Raw genomic sequence first — 21,590 nt, 5'->3', positions numbered from 1 at the left:
CATTAAGAAAGGTAAAAATGATGGCTGATACACAGCATACCCAAACTCGCCCTAAATTTACAGCTCAAAAAACAACAAGCAACCACAAACCGCTTGATCTTATCCAAACCGTCAAAACTTCAGCTATGTACTCATGGCAAAACCTGCTACCAGCTTGTGGTATCACTGTTCCGGCAAAAGGTAAACATGGTGCCTGTCCGGTTTGTGGCGGCACTGACCGCTTTCACTTTATCGACGACCATCATCACGGCAACTGGCACTGCCGCCAGTGTGATACCCCGAACTATGGCGATGGACTGGATTTAGTGGCAAAAACCAATCGGATCACGATTATTGAAGCAGCCAAAGTTGTCGCGGATGCACTGGCATTGCCTTTGCCCGAACCTAAGCCCGCCAAAAAAACCACTTATCCCACACAGCCCATTGCCGAAAGCGTCGCGGCACTGATGAAGCAGACTATCGCCGGACAATCGCCCTATTTGATTGCAAAAGGGCTGCACTGCCCAAATCAGCGGTTACTGTTCGATAATTCGGTTTTATTGCCGCTGACAACACTGGATAAAAAAATCACCGGTGCACAAATCATCAAACCCAATGGCGAGAAAAAATTACTGTCAGGCAGCCAGAAGAAAGGCGCGTTTATTGCCGTATCAAAGCTGGAAGAATCCCCCGACACGGTAATCATTACAGAGGGTTACGCCACAGCACTGACCGTTAACCAGTTACATCAAGGAAGCGTTCTGGCAGCACTGGATGCAGGCAATTTATCTTCCTTTGCCAAAGTCGTTCGGGAACGCTGGCCGGACGTAAAAATCATTATTGCCGCAGATAATGACTGGCATAGCCCCGACGAGCTGGATAAAAACGGCAAACCGAAAGTGAATACCGGCAGGATCTCAGCAGAGAAAGCAGCGCTGGCGGTTAACGGTTGGGTTACGTTACCACCGACAAAACATAAAGCTGATTGGGATGATTATCGCCAACAACATGGCACTGAGGCAGCACAGCAGGCATTCAGTAAGGCGTTATATCAGGTGAGGGAACCGATGACCAGTGATGCAATAGAAACCCGTCGTTATGACAATGTTGAAAGTATCTACCCAAATCGCCAAACAAAATTACCACTGTCAGTCGGCTCTGAAGGCTTTGACGCACAGTTAGACTACGTGGTTAAGGGCATTATTCCGGCGCATTCCCTGTGCAGCATTTACGGGGCAAGCGGTTCATACAAAAGTTTTCTGGCGGGAGCGTGGGGTTGTCATATTGCCACAGGTAAGGCATGGGCAGGAAAACAGGTTGCTCTGGGTGCTGTACTGTACGTGGTTGGTGAAGGTGGGATTGGTGTGCCCCGGCGCATCAAAGCATGGGAAATCGTCAACGGTCAAACGGTTGAAAATATGTACCTGATCAATACGCCGGTATTTCCGGCCTCGCCTGCCGAAGTGCATGAGCTGGTGATTGCCGCCCGGCAAGTTGAAGCTGAAACAGGCCAGCCGGTGCGCCTGATTATTCTGGATACCCTCGCCCGCTGTTTTGGTGGTGCGGATGAAAATGATTCAAAAGATATGGGCGCGTTTGTCCGGGGCTGTGATGAACTGAAAGCTAAAACAGGGGCAAGCATTCTCGTGGTTCACCACTCCGGCAAAGACGAAAGCAAAGGCGCGAGAGGCTCCAGTGCCCTTCGCGCCGCGTTGGATGTTGAATACAAGATCAGCCGGGAAGGGAAAAAAGGCGGCTCACTGGTTATCACCTGTACCAAAATGAAAGATGCCGAAGAACCGGAAACCAAAGCCTATGATATGCGCGTGGTGGAGCTTTTTACCGATAAAGACGGTGAAGAGATTACGTCACTGGCGCTGATTGACAGGCCGCGTGATCCGGTTGAAGAGGAAGACATCGATCATATCGCCAATAAAACTGATAACCACACAGCCTTGTGGCAGTGTATCCGCTCGCGTACGGCCCTGAAAGAACCTTGCAGCATTGCCCTTGTGCGTGATGATTTAAAATCGATGGGCGTGAATGTGAAGAATTTCAGCCGTTGGTTAACCAAGTTAGAACAGGACGGGATGATTACCCGCCACGGGCAGGAACTCACGATTATTAACCAGAACAATAAAGATTAAAAAGTGAGTCAGAAAGTGAGGAACGGTGAGGAGAGGAATTTTACTGCTCACCGTTTTCCTCACTTTTTTCGCATATATATGGAAAAAGTGAGGAGCACAAAACACGTTGATTTTTAAGGATAAAAAATTATCGATTCCTCACCTGTTTTCACAGTGAGGAAAATAAAAAGTGAGGAGAAAAATGAGGAGCAGGTGAGGAAATATTTTTTCTGGCAGGTGTTTTTCAGCTCTCCGTGCTACCGGGTTAATGTATTAGCCCGGTAGCACGGAGATGACAAGCGCAGCGCGTCAGTCAAGGATGTAACATAACTTAATATGAGATAAATAATTTACGGACACTTTTTAGTGTAGGTAAAGTTAGATTACTTTCTTACCTTCTGAAAATGCTTTTCTGGCTTCATTTAAACTCATCTCATTAGCCCCTCCTTGAAAGTCGGCATTTTTAGACTGTATAGAGTCATCTTCCCATCCACAAATGTCACAAATAAGGTATTCGCCAAGTTCATCAAGGGAAATGTGGTCACAACATGGACAATGATATTTATCATTCATTGGCTACTCTAATATTTTGGTATTAACCTTTTAAAATAAAAGCTATCTGTTTAAACAAATAGCTTTTAACAATCATTTTTTAAAAACTATTTTTTAATATCATTCAATTAAATTACTATATTTCTTTGTTCTAGAAAACTCAGGCTCTTTCCAATTAGGACCTTTAATTGTCTTCCCTTTATTATCTTTAGTTAATTTCCCCTCGTCTAGTAGTCTTTTGTATGTTGTCCATAGTTCGTTTTTTTCAATGACTTCAAAGTTAAATCTTACATACATACGATCTATAGATGGATAGGAGCTTTTAAGAGAAAACACTAAAAGTATATCTTCGACAGATTCATTTTTTATCATTTGCTCTAATGGACGCATATTATTATCTCTCTATTTATATTTAGCTTCTTCTGCAAGATCAGCAGCATGAATAGCTTCAGGTGTATATAGAGGATACGTTCTTTCATGAATTTTGTAATCCTCTAGAGTTGCAGCGTGGGCATGATTCCAAATATCCTCATCATGAACACCATCGGGAACACCTACAACACGATAACGTTCTAATTCCCTTATTTCATGTGTGTAGTATCGCCTATCATAATCGGTCGTAGGTATCTCTCCTGACAGAATTTTCTCTAAACGTTCAATCATCATTGTATTATCAATACTTTCTTCAAATCTGCTGGTATGTAGTTTAACTTTATCTAATCCTTCTTGTGTAATTTCAACATTTCTCCAGTCTAAATCCTGAATAGGTCCACCCGCTTTATCTGGATCATAGGTACGACCACTGTATTTACCTTTTTCCGTTCCACCATAAGGATCGCTCAAATAAACATAAATCGCCGGTATATTTGAGATTGGGAAAATCAGAATATAATCCCGGAAATTACGCTCCTGTATGGGTGTGGTCGTCTTCGTCGGCCCGTGGTCTGTTCCATCTGTTATTGGCGTTTCCGTTTTGTTCCCTGCGATTTCATTCGGATCTTGCTGTGGGTTGACCAGAATTCCGTCCCGCCATGTTCGCTGTTCCGGGATCGGTAAGCCGGGCGTTTGGCTGGTGATCGTTGGATCAAGCGGGATGACTTTGACATTTATTGAAGTATCATGCTGCCCATACTGACCACTAATTTCATTTTGCGATATTCCGCCTTTTTGTGGATCCGCATACCAGACCAATGCCGGCGAATCTGCATCATCTTCCCAAAACTCATATTGGTTGAGTGAACTATTGTATTGTACATGGCGAACTTTGACCTGTTCTAACCCGCTTTCTTCATTGGTATGGTATCCCACGGGGATTGATTGCCCGGTTTTTACATCTTCGACAAACCGGTAACGGACACGTGTTGGCGCAGTGCCCTTTTCATCGGCAATTTTTATCAGATTTTTATGGCTCTCTAAATCACTGTCGCTGCCATTCCACCAACTTCGCATCATCACGCCTAATATTGCCACGGATGTCGCGGCGAGATAAGCATCACGGGATAACTCAAACTGGGCATCCTTCAGCTTTTGTTGCTCACTTTGAGAGAGCAGCGGACTCTCTTTATCGGTATCGCCATAATTTGTCTGAACTGCCGCCGCATTGGCTGCCATCTGCCGCATCATCTGCTGCCGCATTAGTTCAGGAAAGATAAATGGATTGGCTTCTGCCTTCGGAAATATCTGATTCCCTACCCAGGCAATGGCCTTGAGAATAAATGGCTCAGAGGTTTCCTGTCTGTTTGGGGGGCGTTGGTGTGTCGGTTCGGCCCGATAAATCTGCATCTCACCAAAGTGCGTATGTGGTTCCATTCCAGTCCCTGCCTCTGTGCAACCCGCAGGTTGCAGGCAGGATTTTGCAAATACCGGCTTCGCAATACGTTCGACTACTATTACATGCCGGCGGTTATGTTCGGGTATCACCGTGATGCCCGCATATTCGCGGTCAGCATAATACTTTGTTTGCAGGGCTTCTTCTGTCCAGCCTTTGATCTTCGGCAACCCATCACTGAGTTCACCCGGCATAATCGCGGGTGAGGAACCCGATGCTTTTTCAGTTTTCACCGCTGAAACAGAGGGTCTTTCAACCAATTGGTCTGCCAGTTTCTGCGCATCCACATGCAGGGTCACGGGCAGCGGCGATAAATTTTCTTCCCGCAGTAGTCCCTGACCATCCGTTACGCCATTAGCCTTGATCACTCCATCCCGGCTTTTCAGGGTATAGGGAATACCGATTAATGGCTTACCCTGATTATCCAGTAACTGAAATTCCAGCCAGTGTTTGAATGTATTGCAGGGCACACAATCTAATCTTCCTGTGTCACTCATTTGATTAAATCCTTTTGTGATTAAGTACGTTGTACATAAATACCGCTATCGGCCAGAAAATCATGGATGGTCAGCGCCTGTAAACGTGAACCCTGTTGGCGGTGCTGGCGCAGCCATTTTTCAAGGTCACGGATCAAAGTACCTTCGGGAGTATCCCGTTTCAGTGCCAGTTCACCTTGTGCTTCCCACAGTTCATACATTAACGTCTTGGCAAGACCTTCCAGTGCGAAATCTGATTGCTCCCATGCTGCAATCAGATGCGGCTCCAGTACAAAGGGGCGTTCAATCTGGCTGAACGGGCATTGTGCCGGACGAAGAAAAACCGTCAGCTCAGGCATATCCACCATCAATTCAGTGACCGGATTAAGCAAGGATGTCCAATCCGTAGGTTGCATCGCGGGCATCAATACCCGCAGAATGCGCGTATCCATGAGCCGGAAGACGACCTGTTCATCCCGCAGGGTCACGAGCTGGTGACGTTGCCAGTGATCCAATTGTGCCTGCCAGTTCGTATCGCTACGGTATGCCCAGCCCCAACTGCCGTCACTGAACGCGCGGCAGTCAAGCAGACGAGCAAGGGTAGGCAGGCAATCCACTTTCGGCTGAATAAGCCACGGCCCCTGCTCCATCAGGTGAGCGAGTGGTGTACCGCTATAAAGGGGAAAAGCCTGTTCAACCCAGTTGTTCACATAGAGCGTGTTGACAGGATTGGGCGCTGCAAGCGGGTTGATAATCAGGTAAGCCGGTGATTTGTCAGATCCGCCCAGCCAGATTGTCCAGTTTGTTTTCATGACTGTCCTCCCTGCGGGGCTTTAATCACCCACGCAGCATTTTCCTGTGCTTGCAATGCACAATATTTTTTGACCGGAAATTCCACCTCCGGCAACGGTGCCACGCCTTCCGGTAATTGCAGTGAAACCCCGCGTCCGCTGCCGCCTGAACCTTGCCCGACATTAATCGGTGAACAGAGAATGCCGCCCGGTGTAACTTTCAGAAAACTACCACCCACTTTCAGCGTGATTTCGGCTGCCGCTTCCAACACTACCTTGCCGCCGCTTTTCAGGTGGATTTCCTGTCCGCTGTCAATCACAGTCGCATCCCCAGTCTGAATATGCTGGCTACCGGCAATCCGGTGGGACACATCGCCTTCGGTGGTGATTTTGCGCGAACCGGCAACCTGATGATGATCATCGGCGCGGATATCGTGGTAACGGTTGTTATCGATGCGGCTCTTCTGATCATGTTTGATATACCAGTAAGCATCGTTTTCGATATGTGCAGTCAGGTCTTTCTGACCGTGGAGATAAATTTCCTCACTGTCTTTCGCATCCTCAAAGCGCAGTTCGTTAAAGCCTTTGCCTTTGTGGGTCTTGGTTTTAAAGGTGGTGCGGGTTTTTTGAGCCGGTAAATCCAGTGGCGGGCGGTTCAGGCCATTATAAACACAGCCGGTGACAATCGGTCGGTCAATATCACCATTGAGATAGGAGATAATCACTTCCTGCCCGATACGGGGTATCGCCATAAAACCAAAGCCGTTACCGTTCCAGCCCTGCGCAACGCGAACCCAGCACGATGCCCCATCATCCGGCTGGTCGTAGCGGTTCCAGTGAAAATGGACTTTAATCGCCCCGTCTTTATTGACGAAGATTTCTTCCCCTTTCGGGCCGACCACGAGGGCAGTTTCATCCCCGTCTGCCAGCGGTTTATAGTGGAAAGGCGGACGCCAGTCGGCAAGGCCGTCGATAAAACTGAAATGATTACTGAGCGTGGTGCCTTCACCGCCACTGTCGCCCAGTGCCTGCGGGCAGCGTCCGTGGTGGCTGATGCCGACCACCTGCCAGCGCACATTCAGTGGTTTATGGGGATGATTTTTTATCTCAAAGATTTTACCCGGCATCAGTTTGATGCAGTTGCTGCTGCCACTGCCCGTCTGTTTCTGGTTGTCCAGTGCTTCCTGCCGGTATTTTAAAAACGGGATAGCAGCCGCATCTTTCTGAAAACGCCCGTAACTTTCAAATACGGTATAGGGAGTCTGGCTACCGAAATCACGGAAGCCTTCGCTGCTGTGCATATGGGAGAGGTGATAACGCGGCTCTGCCGGGTTGAAATCCTTGTGCAGGCTGCGCTGCGGACTCATACCGACACCCAGCCTAACCTGATAAATCGTATCGGTTCCGTAGGCTGTTTCTGGCTGCGGCTGGTATTGCAACGGCAGCCCGGCGGTCATACCGAGGTGACTGTCGCTGAAAAACAGGGTTTCATCCTCAAACCAAAAGCTGATGCCTTCTTCCGCTGCCAGACGGCTGAAAAACGCATAATCGGATTCGCGTTTCTGGGTCACATATTCCCGGTCCTGATGCGCATCGTAGAGCTTCGAATCGGCCTGTACCCGGTGTTTTTTCAGCAGACTGGTTAAAATCGCGGGGACATTCTGCCGATGGTAAATCCGGCTGTCCTGATTGAGCGTTAGCCGCCAGCAGGCAGGGCGCACCGTCAGAGTATAGAGTGTCTTATTGCCATCTGTACCGGCCCAGTCAGCATGGGAAACAATGCCGGTGATTTTACGTTGCAGCATGTCCCCGTTAAACACCTGTAACACCGCTTCCTGCATCAACAGTGAGGCCAAATCAATGTCAGCCTGTGGCCTGAATGGGTTTGCGTTACCGGCTCTGACCAGCGTCAGGTTCAGGGTAAAAAGTTCTGATAATCCCTCTTGCAGGGAAAATTCGCCTACGGCAAAGGTTTCTGTCGGCACACCGGCAATGTGACAGACAAAGCGTAACCCACTTTTCATATTGATTTTTTCCTTATGGTTTCTGTCATGTGTTCCTTAATCCATTACATTTCCGGACGTAGTCCATCGACATGCCAGAACTGCCACAGCGCCTTGTGACTGTCCGGCGTAAAAATCTCCAGCATGACAAACGCAGACTGGGTAATAAAACACGCCAGCGCCTGATTAATTAACCGACAAAACCGATACATCTCCCCCGGATTACGGTAGCAGTCGGGATCCAGCGTCAGCGAGAGTAAATGTCCGCGGATAGAACGCCCCAGTCGCATCCGGTCGGTCAGGCGCTCTTCGACCTGCACAATACCGTCAATGTGTTGGCGGAACTGGCGGCTCAGGGGACGATGCGTGTCGGCATACGGGTCAAACAACCGGAGAAACTGTTTCAGGCTGTCGGTGGCAAACAGCATCATTGGTGGGCTGGAGAGGCAGGACAGCAGCGGCCAGCCGCTCTTTTCCTGCAACAGGGGCGGGTAATCGGTCATGACCGGCGTAATATTGTGGACGCTGAGATGAGACGGTGCGCCTTCCTGTGTCACGCTAATCGTGCCTTGCATCAATGCCGGTGCCTGTTCATGGTAGCCGATGAAATAACACAAAATCGCAATGGCAGGTAAGTCGTTGGCCGGTTTGCCCGTCAAATCAAAAAAGTGTAGTCGGTGCTGGGTTCTGCCGAGAAAATCCTGTTCGGTCTGGAGCTGGTAATAAAACGTGTCGGGTTGCGGGTCGTCATCCCGAAAACGCCCGGCGGGAGTAAACTGTTCAATCGGCAGCCAGTGATACGGTGTCCCGCGTTGCTCACTGTCACCGGGCTGTTCCACAACCTCAATATCACCCAGCCGGAACAACCGCACCGATTCTCCCAACGGCAGAGGATAACGGTGATTACCGGCTTCCAGCTCAATGGGCAGGCTTACCCGATTTTCCAGATGAATGGCCGGTACACAGCCCAGCAAAAATGCCTCATCGACATCCGCCAACGGCAATTCGCCCTCGAAACGAAAAATCAGCTCAAACGTGCCGTCCGCATTCAGGGGGACTGTTGTACAACTGTTGCGGATATCCAGCATGACAAAGTTATACAGTGGGGACAGGGCATAATACTCCACCAACGGTTGCAGGCCAGAATACGTATTTTTGGGCACAGGCAGCACCGGACTATCAAGCAGATCATGCCAGCCATAAGGGAAACCGCGCAGCTTTCGCTGCTTGCCCTGCGTGTTCAGGCTGACATCACAGATATGTTGATCCAGCCACAGACTGAGCTGGGCGGCCTTTTCGGTGTCAGTGCCGAGGAAAAAAATTAGTTCTCCACTTTGCCAGACCGAAGATGCCGTGCCGGTCTGACACAGGGTCAGAATAATTTCACTGTGGGTGCCGGTCTTTTTCACCACGCGTTGTTGCACGACCAGAGGTTCAATATGCAGCGGACGGCGGGTTTTAAACGTCATTAACTGCCCGTTGTGATGAGTGGAAACAGCGGTATTCACCGGAATATCCGTGCAGCCCTGATATTCATCATCGGCGGGAGAAAATTGCAGTATCGTGGTGGGTGGAAGGGGACACAAGGCCAGCGGCCAGATGCGAGACAGAATACCGTGGGTGATTTCGGGGAGTTCGTCCTCCAGTTTAGACCGGACATTGGCAATTAACAGCGCAAAGGCTTCAAAAAGGCGCGTAATATCGGGATCATGGGAGGAAATCAGAAAATCCGCCAGATGCGGCGAGTCTTTCGCCACACGTTGCGCCAGTTCCCGTAGATAGGCACGTTCTCGCAAGTACAGTGATTCCTTGTTGTTTTTCATTGAATTTCACTTATGTTTTATCTGTCAGGGAACGGTTCTGTGCTGAATTAAAAATAGGTATCCAGTCTGTAAAGGTGGTTTATTTTACACATTCACCAATAAAATTAATTAACCAATTAAATCCAATTTTTGTCTGATGTTGGCCGAATATGGGGAGATTTGCGGAATTTGTACGGGAATTCAGGCAAAAATCAGGCAAAAATCAGGATGACAGGAAAAACGGTCGTTTGACTCCCTTCTGGCTAACCGTTAATATCTTTTCTTACAAAAATGATCCATTGCCTGTCAGGATCGCCTTCGGGTGGCGAAAAAACTCCCGTAGCCTGCAAGGGAGAGCTAAATTGCGGTACATCTGCACACTTTTGGAAGCAGATATCGCCAGACACCTAACCCATCGTCTGGCGGTCAAAGTTTCCCGGTCTTGTTATGCACCGGCTTATCATTCAGGCAGAGCAATAATCCCTGCCACGTCCACAATCACAATGTGTTCTGTACGATTTTTACCTATGTTTTGATTTACGCACAATAAACGTCCCGAAAACTGCGCGGCGTCACTTGCGTTGAAGCAAAGCGATTACCAAGTGACGCCGCTGGGCGGCCAACGTCCAGAGCACGTTCGGTCTGGCTTTACGACCGATTTGAACCCCGTATTACTCAGTGTCACCACTTTTCATTGGCATTTTTCTGCCTTAATTCACTTATTTCGTTTGTTTTTCACTCACCGCCTTGTAATAGGCCGATGCAGTAAAGAAAGGAGATATCACACGTCACGAATAATGAGGCGTTCATCCTGATCTAATCAGGCGCTGAACGGGGAGTAAACCATCGCCGTGCTTGGCATGCACGTAGCGAACTCCTGCAAAAACTCAACACAATGCCTCTCTGCTACACATTATCTGACGTACCACGGAACGGTGAACCTAACCGACACGCAGGGAAAATGTTTCGAAATGCATAAAAGTAGTCTAAAAATCACAGGGGAAATACGGATAGCGAAGCAATCACGAACGAGAACAAACAACAAAGATTGATTAGGCGTCCGTATTATCCCCTGAGTTTATGCGCTCTGAGAGGAGGAATAACCGTTAAACTTAGCCGTTCGATTATTGTGTTAGGTAAAACAATCAGTTAAAGTATTCCCGCCATTGGCAAAATCCGATGGTCGGGGATTCGCAACCCTGTAATGATCAACCCACTGGTAGGATGTTTCTGCCAGTGCGCCTGCGTTCGCCTTTTCTATGGCGGTTCAGGTGGGGGAGGCTTCGGCCTCGCCGGATTGGTTGATCTCCGGTATTGCGAACCCTGCTTGAATCGCCACCATCAATATTAATTAATGGAAGGGGTAGCAGGAATGAATAACAACGTTAGGAATGATTGGCATCAGGCCGATATCATCGCCGCATTGCGCAAACGCGGGACAACCTTAGCAGCGGTTTCTCGTGAGGCAGGACTCAGTTCATCGACATTGGCAAATGCATTCAGCAGACCGTGGCCGAAAGGTGAATGGATCATTGCAGATTATCTTGGCATCCATCCCTCAGAGATCTGGCCCAGCCGTTATTTCGATTCTTATACTGGTGAATTATTAGAGAGGAAAGCCCGCTCTAAGCCACAGGAATAATCCGCTTCAATTTGTGATCGATGTCGTAAAAATGAACATTTTTTATCTTAAGCCCTGAGCGTAAAATGGCAGCCCAATTTGACCATTTTTAACCCTCACGGCTTTTTTGCTTTAAGCTAATTAAAAAAACACGCAATAAGTGATATAAATAATTAAAATCAGTTAGATACAAAAGAAAAAGTAAGCAAAAAAATCTGGGGGCATTAAAAGGGGCATAAACGGAATGAAAGAGAATAGACTTTATATATTCAACGAGTTATAATGCTTTCCGCCTCCGGCACCAAATTTTAAGAGCTCATTTGTTGAAGGTTATCAGATAATTAACAAGTGAGTTAAAATTTACGGCTGTTAAGAACAATGTTAATCAATTTGTAATTCTGATTTGCGTAATAATGTTTAAAAAGCCGTAAATAAAAAATACAGAGTGCCTGCATAAGCAAGCACTCTTTTTTTCGTTCAAGGTAATGATTCCAGTACTTGATTCTGATATCAAGTAAGGTAAAAACTTCACTTGAATGGAAGATAGGACGATGACATATTTTCCTTTTTTCACCCCCTCCATGTGATACAGGGCAGAACCACCTCTTTTCTCCACGCCATCCAACATGGTGTCCCTCCCTGTTTTTTATACTTCTTTATAAATAACTACACGGATAGATCCATAGACAACGACAGCTCACTCTCCAGCGTTTTGCTCGCTATCTCCATATCAATATATTCCATCGTTGCAGACACACGGCTATGCCCCAGTAACCCTTTAACCAGTTGCAGGTTACGCCCCGGCGCTTTTATCAGTTCCGTTGCCAATGTATGACGAAAACTCAGACGGGACTCCCTTACCCAGATGTGTTCAGCTTTATTCCTGTCTAGTCAATAGAGGGCTGGTGAAAGGTTACTTGATATAATGGTAATGCCTCCAATAGTTAGATTCCCCTATCGTGTATTTTAAGCTTTTAATGGCGAATGCATCAGTTCATCAAATTGATTTATTAATTTTGAATAATAATATTTAGAGATTCTAATATTTTTTAGATGAATAAATGGGAATAAAGGAACAATATGTTCGCTATTTTTTGTTTTGACATACACCCGACAGCGTATATATTAAGCAGTTATTTTTAATTAATAAGAATTAATAAAGATTCTGCACTTACCTGAAATTAATAAACTAAACATATACCCTATGTATTTCAGGATGCCAACAACGCTGTAACTTGAAGGACGGGTATAAATGCAAAGTGGTCACTCTCACAACATACCACTTTAAGGAAAAGGAGTCAGTTGTGAAATCGTTTGAATATTATTATCAGTGGGAAATTGATTACCTAAGGCAACTTGCAAAATCTGCGTGTAAAGAGAAGTCACATCTTGAAGATGTACTTAGTGGCAGGGATCCTGATGCTGAAAAGGTTAATGAGGGCTTTGCTGCTTTAATGGCTCGTTTGAATCAGAAGGTGGATGATGCCTTCCCTGAGTTGACTCAGCCGTTACTGCAAAAATTACGGGCACAGACGATCAAAGGTATTCCTGCGACCAGCATTATTCAGTTTGATAGTATCATGCAGGGGGATTTTGCTTTTTCCATACCGGCAGGAACAGAAGTTCATACTCATCATCAACAGCCATTTGTCACTTGCCGAGAATGTCCTATTGAGCCTTTGATATTAGTGTCACGTGACATAACTCATCAAGTACAGACAACTAAAGTCACCTTAAAATTTCACTATACTGGTAAGGAAGAAGAGTGGCTAACTCAGCCGATTAATTTGTTCCTGAGCAGTGATGAGCAAGTTGCTAATGCTCTGATGCTGGGACTGACTCAATATTATGATGGTGCTGAACTGTATCATGACGGGCAAGTTTATAAAGCACACGGAGATCGGTTTGAACCGCGCTCAGGCGCTTCCCGATTGGTTCTGTCATCTGCGGTAGGGGATAACTGGGCACCACAATTGTTAGTTGAGTCTCTTTATCTGCCACATGTTAACCAATTTCTGAATTTACCTCTGCCGACAATGGCAAAGCGATTGAAACTGACAAAACAGCGTGAATTCAGTATCGTTCTGACTTTGAATACAGTATTGCCGTTGTCAGCAGCTCAAATAAAGTCTGCATTCCAGCTTAATTGCGCACCTGTGGTTAATATGGCGCGTAACAGCCAAGTGACACTTCCTTTTACACCAGAAACAGCGCGCTATCGCTTACCTCTCATGCCGACTCAGGGTGTTTTGCATATTTCAGGTATTGAACTGAAAAATGAGCCAAACACAGAAGAGGAAAGACGCGGGGATGAATACCTGTTTTATCCGGTCAGCCTCCTGACAGGTATGGAACGTTATCACCCAGAGTATGACAAAGCTTGGTTCTATGCGCTTGAAGTCAGTAAAGATGCACTGGGCAGAATACAGTACGAGCTGATTTTCTATGACAGCAAAGCGGAGTTGATGCGTAAACCACCTGAGCGTGAATTCACTTGCCATTTTTATGGCTTTGAACAATATCAAGCACCTCTTGTACTGGGCGAGATCTGTCAGGCGGGAGAAAATGTTCCCGACATTTTTCAATTAAAAAATATCACTCCAACTTCACAAACTTATCCTCCGATTGTTGATAGCCATCGTCATTGGGATTTGTTATCGCATTATTCTGTCGGCAGCCATTTATTGGAGATGAGCACGTCAGTCAAACAGCTACTACAGGATTTTGATCTGTATGCAGATATCGATCGCTTAACCAGCCGAAATATCCGGCGCATGATCGGGGGGATCACCAATATAGAGGCAAAATGGGGTGACAGAATAATCCGGGACAGACCCGTTCGCTGTCTGCTGGTTACCCTGATGCTGGATGAAACCGCTTATATCGATGCCGGCGAAATATATCGATTCGCCAATTCACTATACCAATTCTTCCCGTTCTGCCTTGCCCAGGGGACATGGCTGCGAATGTGCGTGCTCAGCCAACCTTCAGGGACGGAATGGTATCTGGCACCTTCAATGATTCAAGGTTATCGCTCAATTATGTAAGGAGTTTCTACAATGGATGGATTAGTTTTCACTTGCCAGATAGGTGCATTGCCGCAGACAACGTTTCAGGTAGTGAATTTCAGCTTACAGGAAGGGCTGTCACAACTGTTTCACCTTTCTATCACAGCCGTCAGCGCTTTTAACAACGTGGCACTCAATGAACAATTGGGTTCCAGCGCTTCTCTGACGGTTATCAGGGATGGCATCATCGAGCGAACCGTTAATGGCGTTGTGGCAGGGGCAGAGCAGGGAAATACCAATGGGCGACAAACCTATTACACTTTTATTATTCGCCCGGAAATGTGGTTAATGACGCTCAATCAGGATAGCCGGATTTTCCATCATCAATCTGTACCCGATATTCTTGGGCAGTTGCTTAAAGAGCATCGCATCAAGGCTGATAACAAGTTTTACAAAGATCATCAGCAGCATTCGATACGGGAATATACCACCCAGAAACGCGAATCTTCCTATGAATTCTGGTGCCGGCTGGCGGCGGAAGAAGGCATTATATTCTGGTTCGAAGAGGACAAACTGTTTTACAGCAATTCCCACCTCGGCATGTTGGCGGCATTAACGTTGACCTACAACGTACAGGCAAACACGGATAACAGTGATTTGACGGCATGGCAGTGGAATTACGGCGAATATCTGTGCCCGGATGAAACGATCCATAAAGATAATAATTTCCTTCGGCCTTCCTATCCTCTGCAACATCTGGCTGCATCAGATAATGGCGGGAACCATTCTGTATTTGAAAGTTATGGCCGTTTTCAGATGGATGCAGAAGGCCGCCCTTTCACCCAATTGCGTTTGGAGCAGTTGCAGAACCAGAGCAAAATCGGTAAAGCGAGTACCAACTGTATCAAATTAAGACCGGGTCGGATCTTCGTTCTACAATCCCATCCGATTGTGACAATGAATGATCGCTGGCAGGTTATTACTGTCACGCATCATGGACATCAACCACAAGCTTCCAGAGATGCGGGAGAAGGGACAACGTTAACTAATCACGTTACCTTTATTCCGGGCAGGCAGGATTGGCGTCCGCCTTTCCGATATAAGCCGCTGGCGGATGGAGATGAAGTTGCAACCGTCGTAGGGCCGGAAGGTGAGGAGATCTACGTTGATAAACATGGTGCTATCAAAGTTCATTTCCATTGGAACCGTTATGATGAAGCGGATGACCGTGCTTCCTGCTGGATACGTGTAGCACAGGGATGGAATGGTGATGGCTACGGTTTTATGGCCATTCCGCGCATTGGTCAGGAAGTGATTATTTCCTACCTGAATGGCGATATTGATCGCCCGATAGTGACGGGCTGTACCTACAACGGGCGCAACCGCCCACCGTTGGATCTGCCGGCGGAAAAAACGCGCACCACCTTCAAGACCCACACCCACAAAGGTGAGGGATTTAACGAATTGCGCTTTGAAGATGCGAAAGGCAGTGAAGAGATCTATATCCACGCCCAGAAAGATCAGCTTATCCAGATAAACCACGATAAAACCCAACGGGTTGGTCACGATGAAAGCCACCATGTCCTGAACAACCGTAAACATGAAATCGGCAACGATGAATTCATCAGGATTATGCATGAACAGCACATCCAGATTGACCTGAACCAGTTTGAAACTATCACCAAAGATCGCAAAACCCGCATCAATAACAACTGGCAAGAAAATATCTTTGCCGATCACTTGCAAGAAGTGGGGCGGGACAAAACCGCCAGAATCAACAACAACTATACCCTGAATGTGGTCAACAACATCCAGAGCCTGACGAAAGTCCATACCCTACAGGCCAGCGAAACCGTACTGATCAAAGGCAAGGCAGGATCGATTAAGCTGGATGGTTCAGGAGTAACGATCACCGGCAAAATCACCCTGCAAGGGGATGTGTCGGTAACGGGGGGCAGCCCGGGCACCGTGCCGTCACTCAGCGGCTCAGCCAATGAAGGGTTGGTCATGGCAGAGGATTGCCGGGAAAAAGCCCGTAAGCCGCAGGAGTCATCGGAATAATGTCCTGGATACCCGATTATGCCGAACATTGGGTGGTGGATTATGCCTATACCACGCCACAAGGCGAGCACTACTCTGCCCAGTCGATTGTCCGTGCAACGAGCAAGCCGCAGGCTCTGTCGGCACTGGCGGAATATGTCCTGCAGGCGGGACATTCACCGGGGCAATATCAAAGTATTCAGCCGTTGCCTGAATACCTTGCCGCCAGCCCTTATGTCGAATTGCCGCTATTGCGGCAGTTCCGGCAGGGGGTGGAGAGGAATGCACAGGTGATCCCGCTGAACGAACACAATATCAACGCCCCCTTGCCTGCCGAGCGGGGCATATTGCAGTTCACTGTAACGGAAACCATGCCCTCCAGAGCATGCGGGCAGTACCGCTATATGGTGATTGATGCCACGGTTTACCGTCGGGTCATGGGCAGTTTTATCGTGCCTGACCTGATGGTCTCCAACCTGCGATGGGAAAGCTTGTTTCAGGGGGAAACCCAAATCACGCTCGAAGACAGCGCCCCTTATCTGGTGGAATTAACGGATGACACTACGGTGTACTCTGCTTTTCAGCAAAAGATTACTCAGCCGACCACTCCAGAATCAGGCATTTTTATCGACAGTGACCAGCCATTTCCTGTGATCCGTAATCACCTGCGTAAATTCACCTATCTGAGAAATGAACAACACCAATCCTGGGTGTTTTACCGCTTCTATGTGCCACAAGGCTTGCTCCCGCTACTGAAAAGCCTGCCGGATGAACAACTGATGCACTTTATGCGCCCGATAATGCGGATCGGTTACTTCGACAGCCAGACGGGGCAGTACTACGCCCTTTCTGTGGCTGAAAACAGCCTGGATCAGGAAAAAACGGCTCCCGTGGCCATCAACCGCTCTCTGGTGGGCATATTGGCGGGGCAGACCCAAGCGCGGGCGGTGGCGCAGATAGTGAAATTTATTGCAGAGACCCAGCCTGAACTGTCGCCCGAACAGCAAGAACACCTGCCCGCCTTTGTGGTGCAACAGGCCAATCTTGCCTGTCTGGCGGGATTCGCCCATCAGCGTTCGATTCTGTATCTGGTGGCGGGCAGAAGTCTGGCGCGGGATAACGAAGCGCTCTGGCAGCGGGCATGGCAGCATGCCTGTGCCGAAGCACAGGCGCAAGAGGTGCGGGCGCTGGCTTGTTATGAGTATTGTTTTAAAAACCGGGCATTAAGTTAACACAAGGAGAGAAGAGAAATGGAAAAATCGATATTAACGAGCGCGGGTGACGCTCTTGAGACCGCCGCGAAAAAAGCGGCAAAAACGTTTGAAAAAATGGTCGATGAGGCGAAGGCACGCATACCTCATGAGTTGGATATGGATACCGTTGTCAGGCCCTGTGACGCCAATATCCGGCCGGTTTATCCTGTCAGATATGCCTATATGAATTTTTTTGGTGACACATGGATAGATGCTCAATTACCGCCGCCAATAAGTACGTTTATTGATCCTGATGATGATTCATTAAGTGCCAGCGTTCTGGGGGGCTATAGCATTCGAATGCCAAGACCGGGTTGGATCTATGTCAAAGAAGAAGAGGCGATTAAAACCCGTGGCTCCCAACAGAATGGCAAATTACTGATTTTCAAATTCAGCCCTGAAATTGTCACCTTAGAGGGCAAAAGGGGGATGGTCACAAAATACACCAAATATGAGCAAACAGCCGGAAGCTCATCGTGGGAAGAAATCCACCCTGCCAGCGGTACAGCCGGATTAGGCTATCCTTTTTTGGCGATGGATAAAGATGTGACCCAAATCAGTATCGTTTACAGTGAAGTCGAGCTGGCTAAATCTGTCCTGAATAAGATGGATAACGATAAAACCTTCCGCAAGAGTGCGATGCAATTTGTGGATTTAGACAGTGAGGCATCAGATTATGCTATTGATGCCAGACAAGAACATTTCGACAGATTAGTGGAAGATTTCAAAGATCCTGAAAAACAATTTCAGGCATACAAAAATCAATTATCCGATCCGCTTTTACACGCTGCTGATTTGGGGGATATCACGACGGAAGGCAGTTTTTTCATGGATGCCGAGATGGAAATGCGTTATATCGACAGTCTTATCTGCCCTTATTACAAAGATAAAGCGAAGATTGTGGTCTTGCATGATCCGGTGGGATATCAGCGTGATATTTTAATGGCGTATATGTTACTTAATCTTTGGGAGCTAAGCTATAGTGCAACTAATATGTATCCTCTTACGATAGGGAATTTTGTTGAGATATTAGCGGCATCAAAAAATAAAGAAATTAAAAAATGTGTTGAGGAGTGTATTCACCAAGAAAATTGGAAAACTTGGTGGCCTAAATTAACTACGCCGATTAAGAGTGTAAAAGATAGAAAGAAAGAAATTCTTGAATTTTATAAATGTTTTTTTGAAAGTGAAATGATTGCAGGTAAATTAGGTGGGCTTACACACTATTTTAAGAATTTTTTCTCCGTATCTGATAAAAAGGACATTTATACCGAAGATGATGCAAAAGAATTTGAACGATTCTGTATTTTACACGCTGAATTAATGGAGCCGCTAAAGCATTCAGAAGAGGGGCTGTTGGCGATGGAAAGTATTATTGCGGGTCCATTGGCCATAGACGGAAATAATGCGTGGGAAGTTGCCCTCAATGGAATAGTGAATTCACTGGGCCATGATGGCGTTGATAAAGGTTCCATTGCAAGGTTCCTCAATCGGGGAATAGATATAATACTCAGTGTCGTTGGCAATTTATTGGCTAGACTGTATGTATTTACAACAGAGTTATCATATAAAGGGATATTACATTTACATGTGTTGAGTGTTAAACAGGTAACGCATAAACTTGTGCCTAAAATCTTAGATTATTTGGGGCTTGAAATAAAGCAAGGACAATATCTCGAATTAACCGAGAAAGAATATTATAAGTTTCTAAAAAAAATTGAAGAATATGAAAATCAAGGAGTATCAGGTAAAATTAAGAAAGGCATGGCTCATGCTGAGTCTGGCTTGAAAAGGTTTGTAGGAAAAAAAGTGTTTGACTGGTCTAACAGGTTGGATAATTACAATAATAATATAAAGATAAAAATACCGCTGATTAAATTTAAAAGGCCTGAGTTAAATCCTAAGTTTAAGTTTTTTTATAATGCAAATAAGTCTGCTGGCTACTTATTGAGCTCAGGATTAAGTGGTTTGGATTTATTTATGAAGAGTTATATGTTATATAAATTGACATCAATGTCTCGTTTCGAAAAGAATGCGCCATTTAATGCAAACAAACTTCCTTATTATTATGTTTCAAGTTATGCGAATACTATATTAGGCGGATTAATTGCTGCTAAAGGTGTTTCCGCTATTGGTGGAGATGCTATTAAAGTTGCAGCTAGCCTGGCGGGTAAATTGAATAGCCCCACAGCAAAAGCGTTATTGGATTCTGCATCACGCAGGCTTCTGTTAGAAAGTGCTTTAATAACAAAATGGGTAAACGGTGGATTAATTACTACAGGGTTTGTGAGTGGGGCACTTTCTTATTACGATGCCTACAACTCTTTTGGTTTTGGTAATGATAAAGAAGCTTATTCTCATATTTCAATAGGTACAGGATCAATAATAATGGCTGTAGGATGGTCTATGGCGGTAGCCGCGTCGGAAGTGACTTTTGGCGTCAGTCTTCTGATTGCGCTAGGCGCTTCACTAATGCTTGGTGGAACATTCGCAGCTATATACTTCAATTGGGTAGATTTGGAAACGTTGTTAAGTAACTGCTTTTGGGGGAATGGGAGTAAGTATGCTTTTTGGAGTACGAGTGAAGATCGCCCGAGATTAAGTTCTCAATTTAAGACAATAATGCGTAATGAGAAAAATACTAGAGATGCATATCGGGTTGAGTTTCAAGAATTTTTAAATATTTTTATTAAACCAACTTTGAAAATTGAAAGCAATAAAAAAGGGAAGATGATTTATAAATTTATACTGCCTAGTTTCAAATGGGGAGAATCAGATATATATCATGAAGTCATGCCATCTGGTTTGTCAGATGGCTACAGTGATCCTGATGCTTCAATAATTGAACGTAGTTATAGCAGACATCATTATTCTGTGGCAAAAGATAAGTTTGATAAAGCAATAAATACTGCTCGTGAAAATCGTGAAAATCTAATTTTTGATGAGGAAAGTGGTTTAACTACACTAACCGTAGAGGTAGATAAGCAATATTCTGAGTATATGAAAATTTTTTGGTATTATAAGCCAACAGAAGATATTATTTCTCCTCTTCACTATAAATGGAGAAAAGAGCCAACGTTGGAAAATGCGGTTTATGGATATGAAGATGAGGTATTACGTTAAATGAGTATATTAATTAAAAAAATATTCAAGAAAATTTTTAGAGTGAAGGCACCTCCAACAGAGCCATTATCTACATTTGGTGATCCTGTTCTGGAGGAAAAGCTAATTCTGTTGGATAATAAAACCGTAAAACGTGCAGGATTTTTGGATGCAATAAATAGCAAGGAGTGTCATTTCCGTCATAATCTTATTAGAGCAAGAAAAGAAGTTATAGTACCTGTGATGATTGGATTTATGTTAGGTTTTGGATTTTTTATTAATGATTTTGTTCAGGGGTGGAGAGCTAACGAAAGAGCCCTTCTTAGATATGTTAGTGATGCCAAGATACTTTATGGAGAACAAATTTTTTTAAGTTATGAGTTGTCGGAAGATCTTGAATCATTAAAAATAATATCTGATGAAAAAGAAGTATCATTACCTAAATATCTATATATGCGTTATTCTAAAGATGGCTATTATGGTGAAGAAAGGGCTAGGCGATATCTAATTATAGATGCAAGTTTCGGGTTGTTTTTCCTTAGTGCCAATATTCTTATTATCAGCATTTTTTTAAGATTACGTAAGCCTGCAAATTTCATCATTGATCATGAAAGACAACTTTTTTATACTTGGAAAAAAGGGAAGGTGTATGTATCTCGCTATAAAGAATTAGGCGTAGCATTTGCTAATAATATTTTGCATTTCAAATGTTATGGGCTGAACGAAAAGAATGAACTGACATATCAGTTTTTTATCCCTTATCTTAGTCTTTTCAACTCAGACGAGGATAAAGTTTATATTTTGGCATTTATGTCAAAATATTTATTACAAGGAAAAGAGGCTGTCAGTTCAGTTGATTTTAAACGTCAAGAGCGATTACCGTGGTTTCGTAAGCAAATAAAACCAACGGATTGGGAACAACAGATTTCAGCAACTTTAGCTGAATTGGATAGACTTGGTCCACCGAAATAGACTACTTCCTCTAAATAAGAGTTGGAAAAAATATCAA

16 protein-coding genes and 1 pseudogene are annotated in these 21,590 nt (G+C 45.5%); 8 read left to right on the top strand and 9 right to left on the bottom strand.

The window, feature by feature from the left end; translation table 11 throughout:
• Positions 1-20 precede the first annotated feature (20 nt).
• The gene (locus Xhom_RS45255; RefSeq protein ID WP_084023153.1) at positions 21-2,126 is read left to right on the top strand and encodes an AAA family ATPase; all 2,106 of its coding nucleotides are present in this window, start codon (positions 21-23) and stop codon (positions 2,124-2,126) included.
• A gap of 357 nt (positions 2,127-2,483) precedes the next feature.
• On the opposite strand, the gene Xhom_RS45260 is transcribed toward Xhom_RS45255, so the two are convergent.
• The 6 genes from Xhom_RS45260 to Xhom_RS45285 all read right to left on the bottom strand — a co-directional run bounded on the left by Xhom_RS45260 (position 2,484) and on the right by Xhom_RS45285 (position 9,578).
• Positions 2,484-2,678 (bottom strand): CPCC family cysteine-rich protein, encoded by a 195-nt coding sequence (locus tag Xhom_RS45260; protein WP_069317045.1) that lies wholly within the window; start codon positions 2,676-2,678, stop codon positions 2,484-2,486.
• A gap of 99 nt (positions 2,679-2,777) precedes the next feature.
• Positions 2,778-3,047 carry an immunity protein gene (locus Xhom_RS45265; RefSeq protein ID WP_069317046.1) on the bottom strand — a complete coding sequence of 90 codons (270 nt, stop codon included), beginning with the start codon at positions 3,045-3,047 and terminating at the stop codon, positions 2,778-2,780.
• A 12-nt stretch (positions 3,048-3,059) separates the two neighbouring features.
• Positions 3,060-4,982, bottom strand: a complete 1,923-nt coding sequence (locus Xhom_RS45270) for an S-type pyocin domain-containing protein (protein WP_069317047.1) — start codon at positions 4,980-4,982, stop codon at positions 3,060-3,062.
• A gap of 20 nt (positions 4,983-5,002) precedes the next feature.
• A complete protein-coding gene (locus tag Xhom_RS45275; RefSeq protein ID WP_069317048.1) occupies positions 5,003-5,773 on the bottom strand; it encodes a DUF4123 domain-containing protein in 771 nt (256 codons plus the stop codon).
• Positions 5,770-7,776, bottom strand: coding sequence for a type VI secretion system Vgr family protein (locus Xhom_RS45280; protein WP_069317049.1), 2,007 nt, complete (start codon positions 7,774-7,776; stop codon positions 5,770-5,772). The genes Xhom_RS45275 and Xhom_RS45280 overlap by 4 nt, the downstream gene beginning before the upstream one ends.
• A 44-nt stretch (positions 7,777-7,820) precedes the next feature.
• Complete coding sequence (locus tag Xhom_RS45285) at positions 7,821-9,578, bottom strand: type VI secretion system baseplate subunit TssF (protein ID WP_069317050.1); 1,758 nt, start codon at positions 9,576-9,578, stop codon at positions 7,821-7,823.
• A gap of 149 nt (positions 9,579-9,727) precedes the next feature.
• Between Xhom_RS45285 and Xhom_RS45290 the strand changes: the two genes are divergently transcribed.
• Both Xhom_RS45290 and Xhom_RS45295 read left to right on the top strand, forming a co-directional pair.
• A complete protein-coding gene (locus tag Xhom_RS45290) occupies positions 9,728-10,093 on the top strand; it encodes a hypothetical protein (protein WP_145957421.1) in 366 nt (121 codons plus the stop codon).
• An 836-nt stretch (positions 10,094-10,929) separates the two neighbouring features.
• Complete coding sequence (locus tag Xhom_RS45295) at positions 10,930-11,199, top strand: helix-turn-helix domain-containing protein (RefSeq protein WP_069317051.1); 270 nt, start codon at positions 10,930-10,932, stop codon at positions 11,197-11,199.
• Positions 11,200-11,563: 364 nt separating this feature from the next.
• On the opposite strand, the gene Xhom_RS45300 is transcribed toward Xhom_RS45295, so the two are convergent.
• Both Xhom_RS45300 and Xhom_RS45305 read right to left on the bottom strand, forming a co-directional pair.
• Positions 11,564-11,806 (bottom strand): hypothetical protein, encoded by a 243-nt coding sequence (locus Xhom_RS45300; protein ID WP_069317052.1) that lies wholly within the window; start codon positions 11,804-11,806, stop codon positions 11,564-11,566.
• A 38-nt stretch (positions 11,807-11,844) separates the two neighbouring features.
• Positions 11,845-12,018 (bottom strand): annotated as a pseudogene (locus Xhom_RS45305) (site-specific integrase); the annotation flags it as partial.
• A gap of 464 nt (positions 12,019-12,482) precedes the next feature.
• On the opposite strand from Xhom_RS45305, the gene Xhom_RS45310 reads away from it, so the two are divergent.
• Positions 12,483-14,225 carry a type VI secretion system baseplate subunit TssF gene (locus tag Xhom_RS45310; RefSeq protein WP_069317053.1) on the top strand — a complete coding sequence of 581 codons (1,743 nt, stop codon included), beginning with the start codon at positions 12,483-12,485 and terminating at the stop codon, positions 14,223-14,225.
• A gap of 12 nt (positions 14,226-14,237) precedes the next feature.
• Entirely contained in the window at positions 14,238-16,247 is a 2,010-nt protein-coding gene (tssI, locus tag Xhom_RS45315; protein WP_069317054.1) for a type VI secretion system tip protein TssI/VgrG, read from the top strand.
• On the opposite strand, the gene Xhom_RS45320 is transcribed toward tssI, so the two are convergent.
• Entirely contained in the window at positions 16,236-16,514 is a 279-nt protein-coding gene (locus tag Xhom_RS45320; protein ID WP_169928387.1) for a hypothetical protein, read from the bottom strand. The two genes, tssI and Xhom_RS45320, sit on opposite strands and share 12 nt — an antisense overlap.
• On the opposite strand from Xhom_RS45320, the gene Xhom_RS45325 reads away from it, so the two are divergent.
• From Xhom_RS45325 to Xhom_RS45335, 3 genes are read left to right on the top strand one after another with little or no spacing between them, the layout of a single operon-like run.
• Complete coding sequence (locus Xhom_RS45325; RefSeq protein ID WP_169928390.1) at positions 16,499-17,458, top strand: DUF4123 domain-containing protein; 960 nt, start codon at positions 16,499-16,501, stop codon at positions 17,456-17,458. The two genes, Xhom_RS45320 and Xhom_RS45325, sit on opposite strands and share 16 nt — an antisense overlap.
• 18 nt (positions 17,459-17,476) lie before the next feature.
• On the top strand, positions 17,477-20,602 hold the full coding sequence (locus tag Xhom_RS45330) for a toxin VasX (RefSeq protein ID WP_069317056.1): 3,126 nt from the start codon (positions 17,477-17,479) through the stop codon (positions 20,600-20,602).
• On the top strand, positions 20,603-21,553 hold the full coding sequence (locus Xhom_RS45335; protein ID WP_069317057.1) for a hypothetical protein: 951 nt from the start codon (positions 20,603-20,605) through the stop codon (positions 21,551-21,553).
• Positions 21,554-21,590: the final 37 nt, after the last annotated feature.

The organism is Xenorhabdus hominickii (genome assembly GCF_002632725.1).
GTDB classification, from domain to species: Bacteria; Pseudomonadota; Gammaproteobacteria; order Enterobacterales; family Enterobacteriaceae; genus Xenorhabdus; species Xenorhabdus hominickii.
This window is presented reverse-complemented; position numbering and strand designations above follow the sequence as displayed.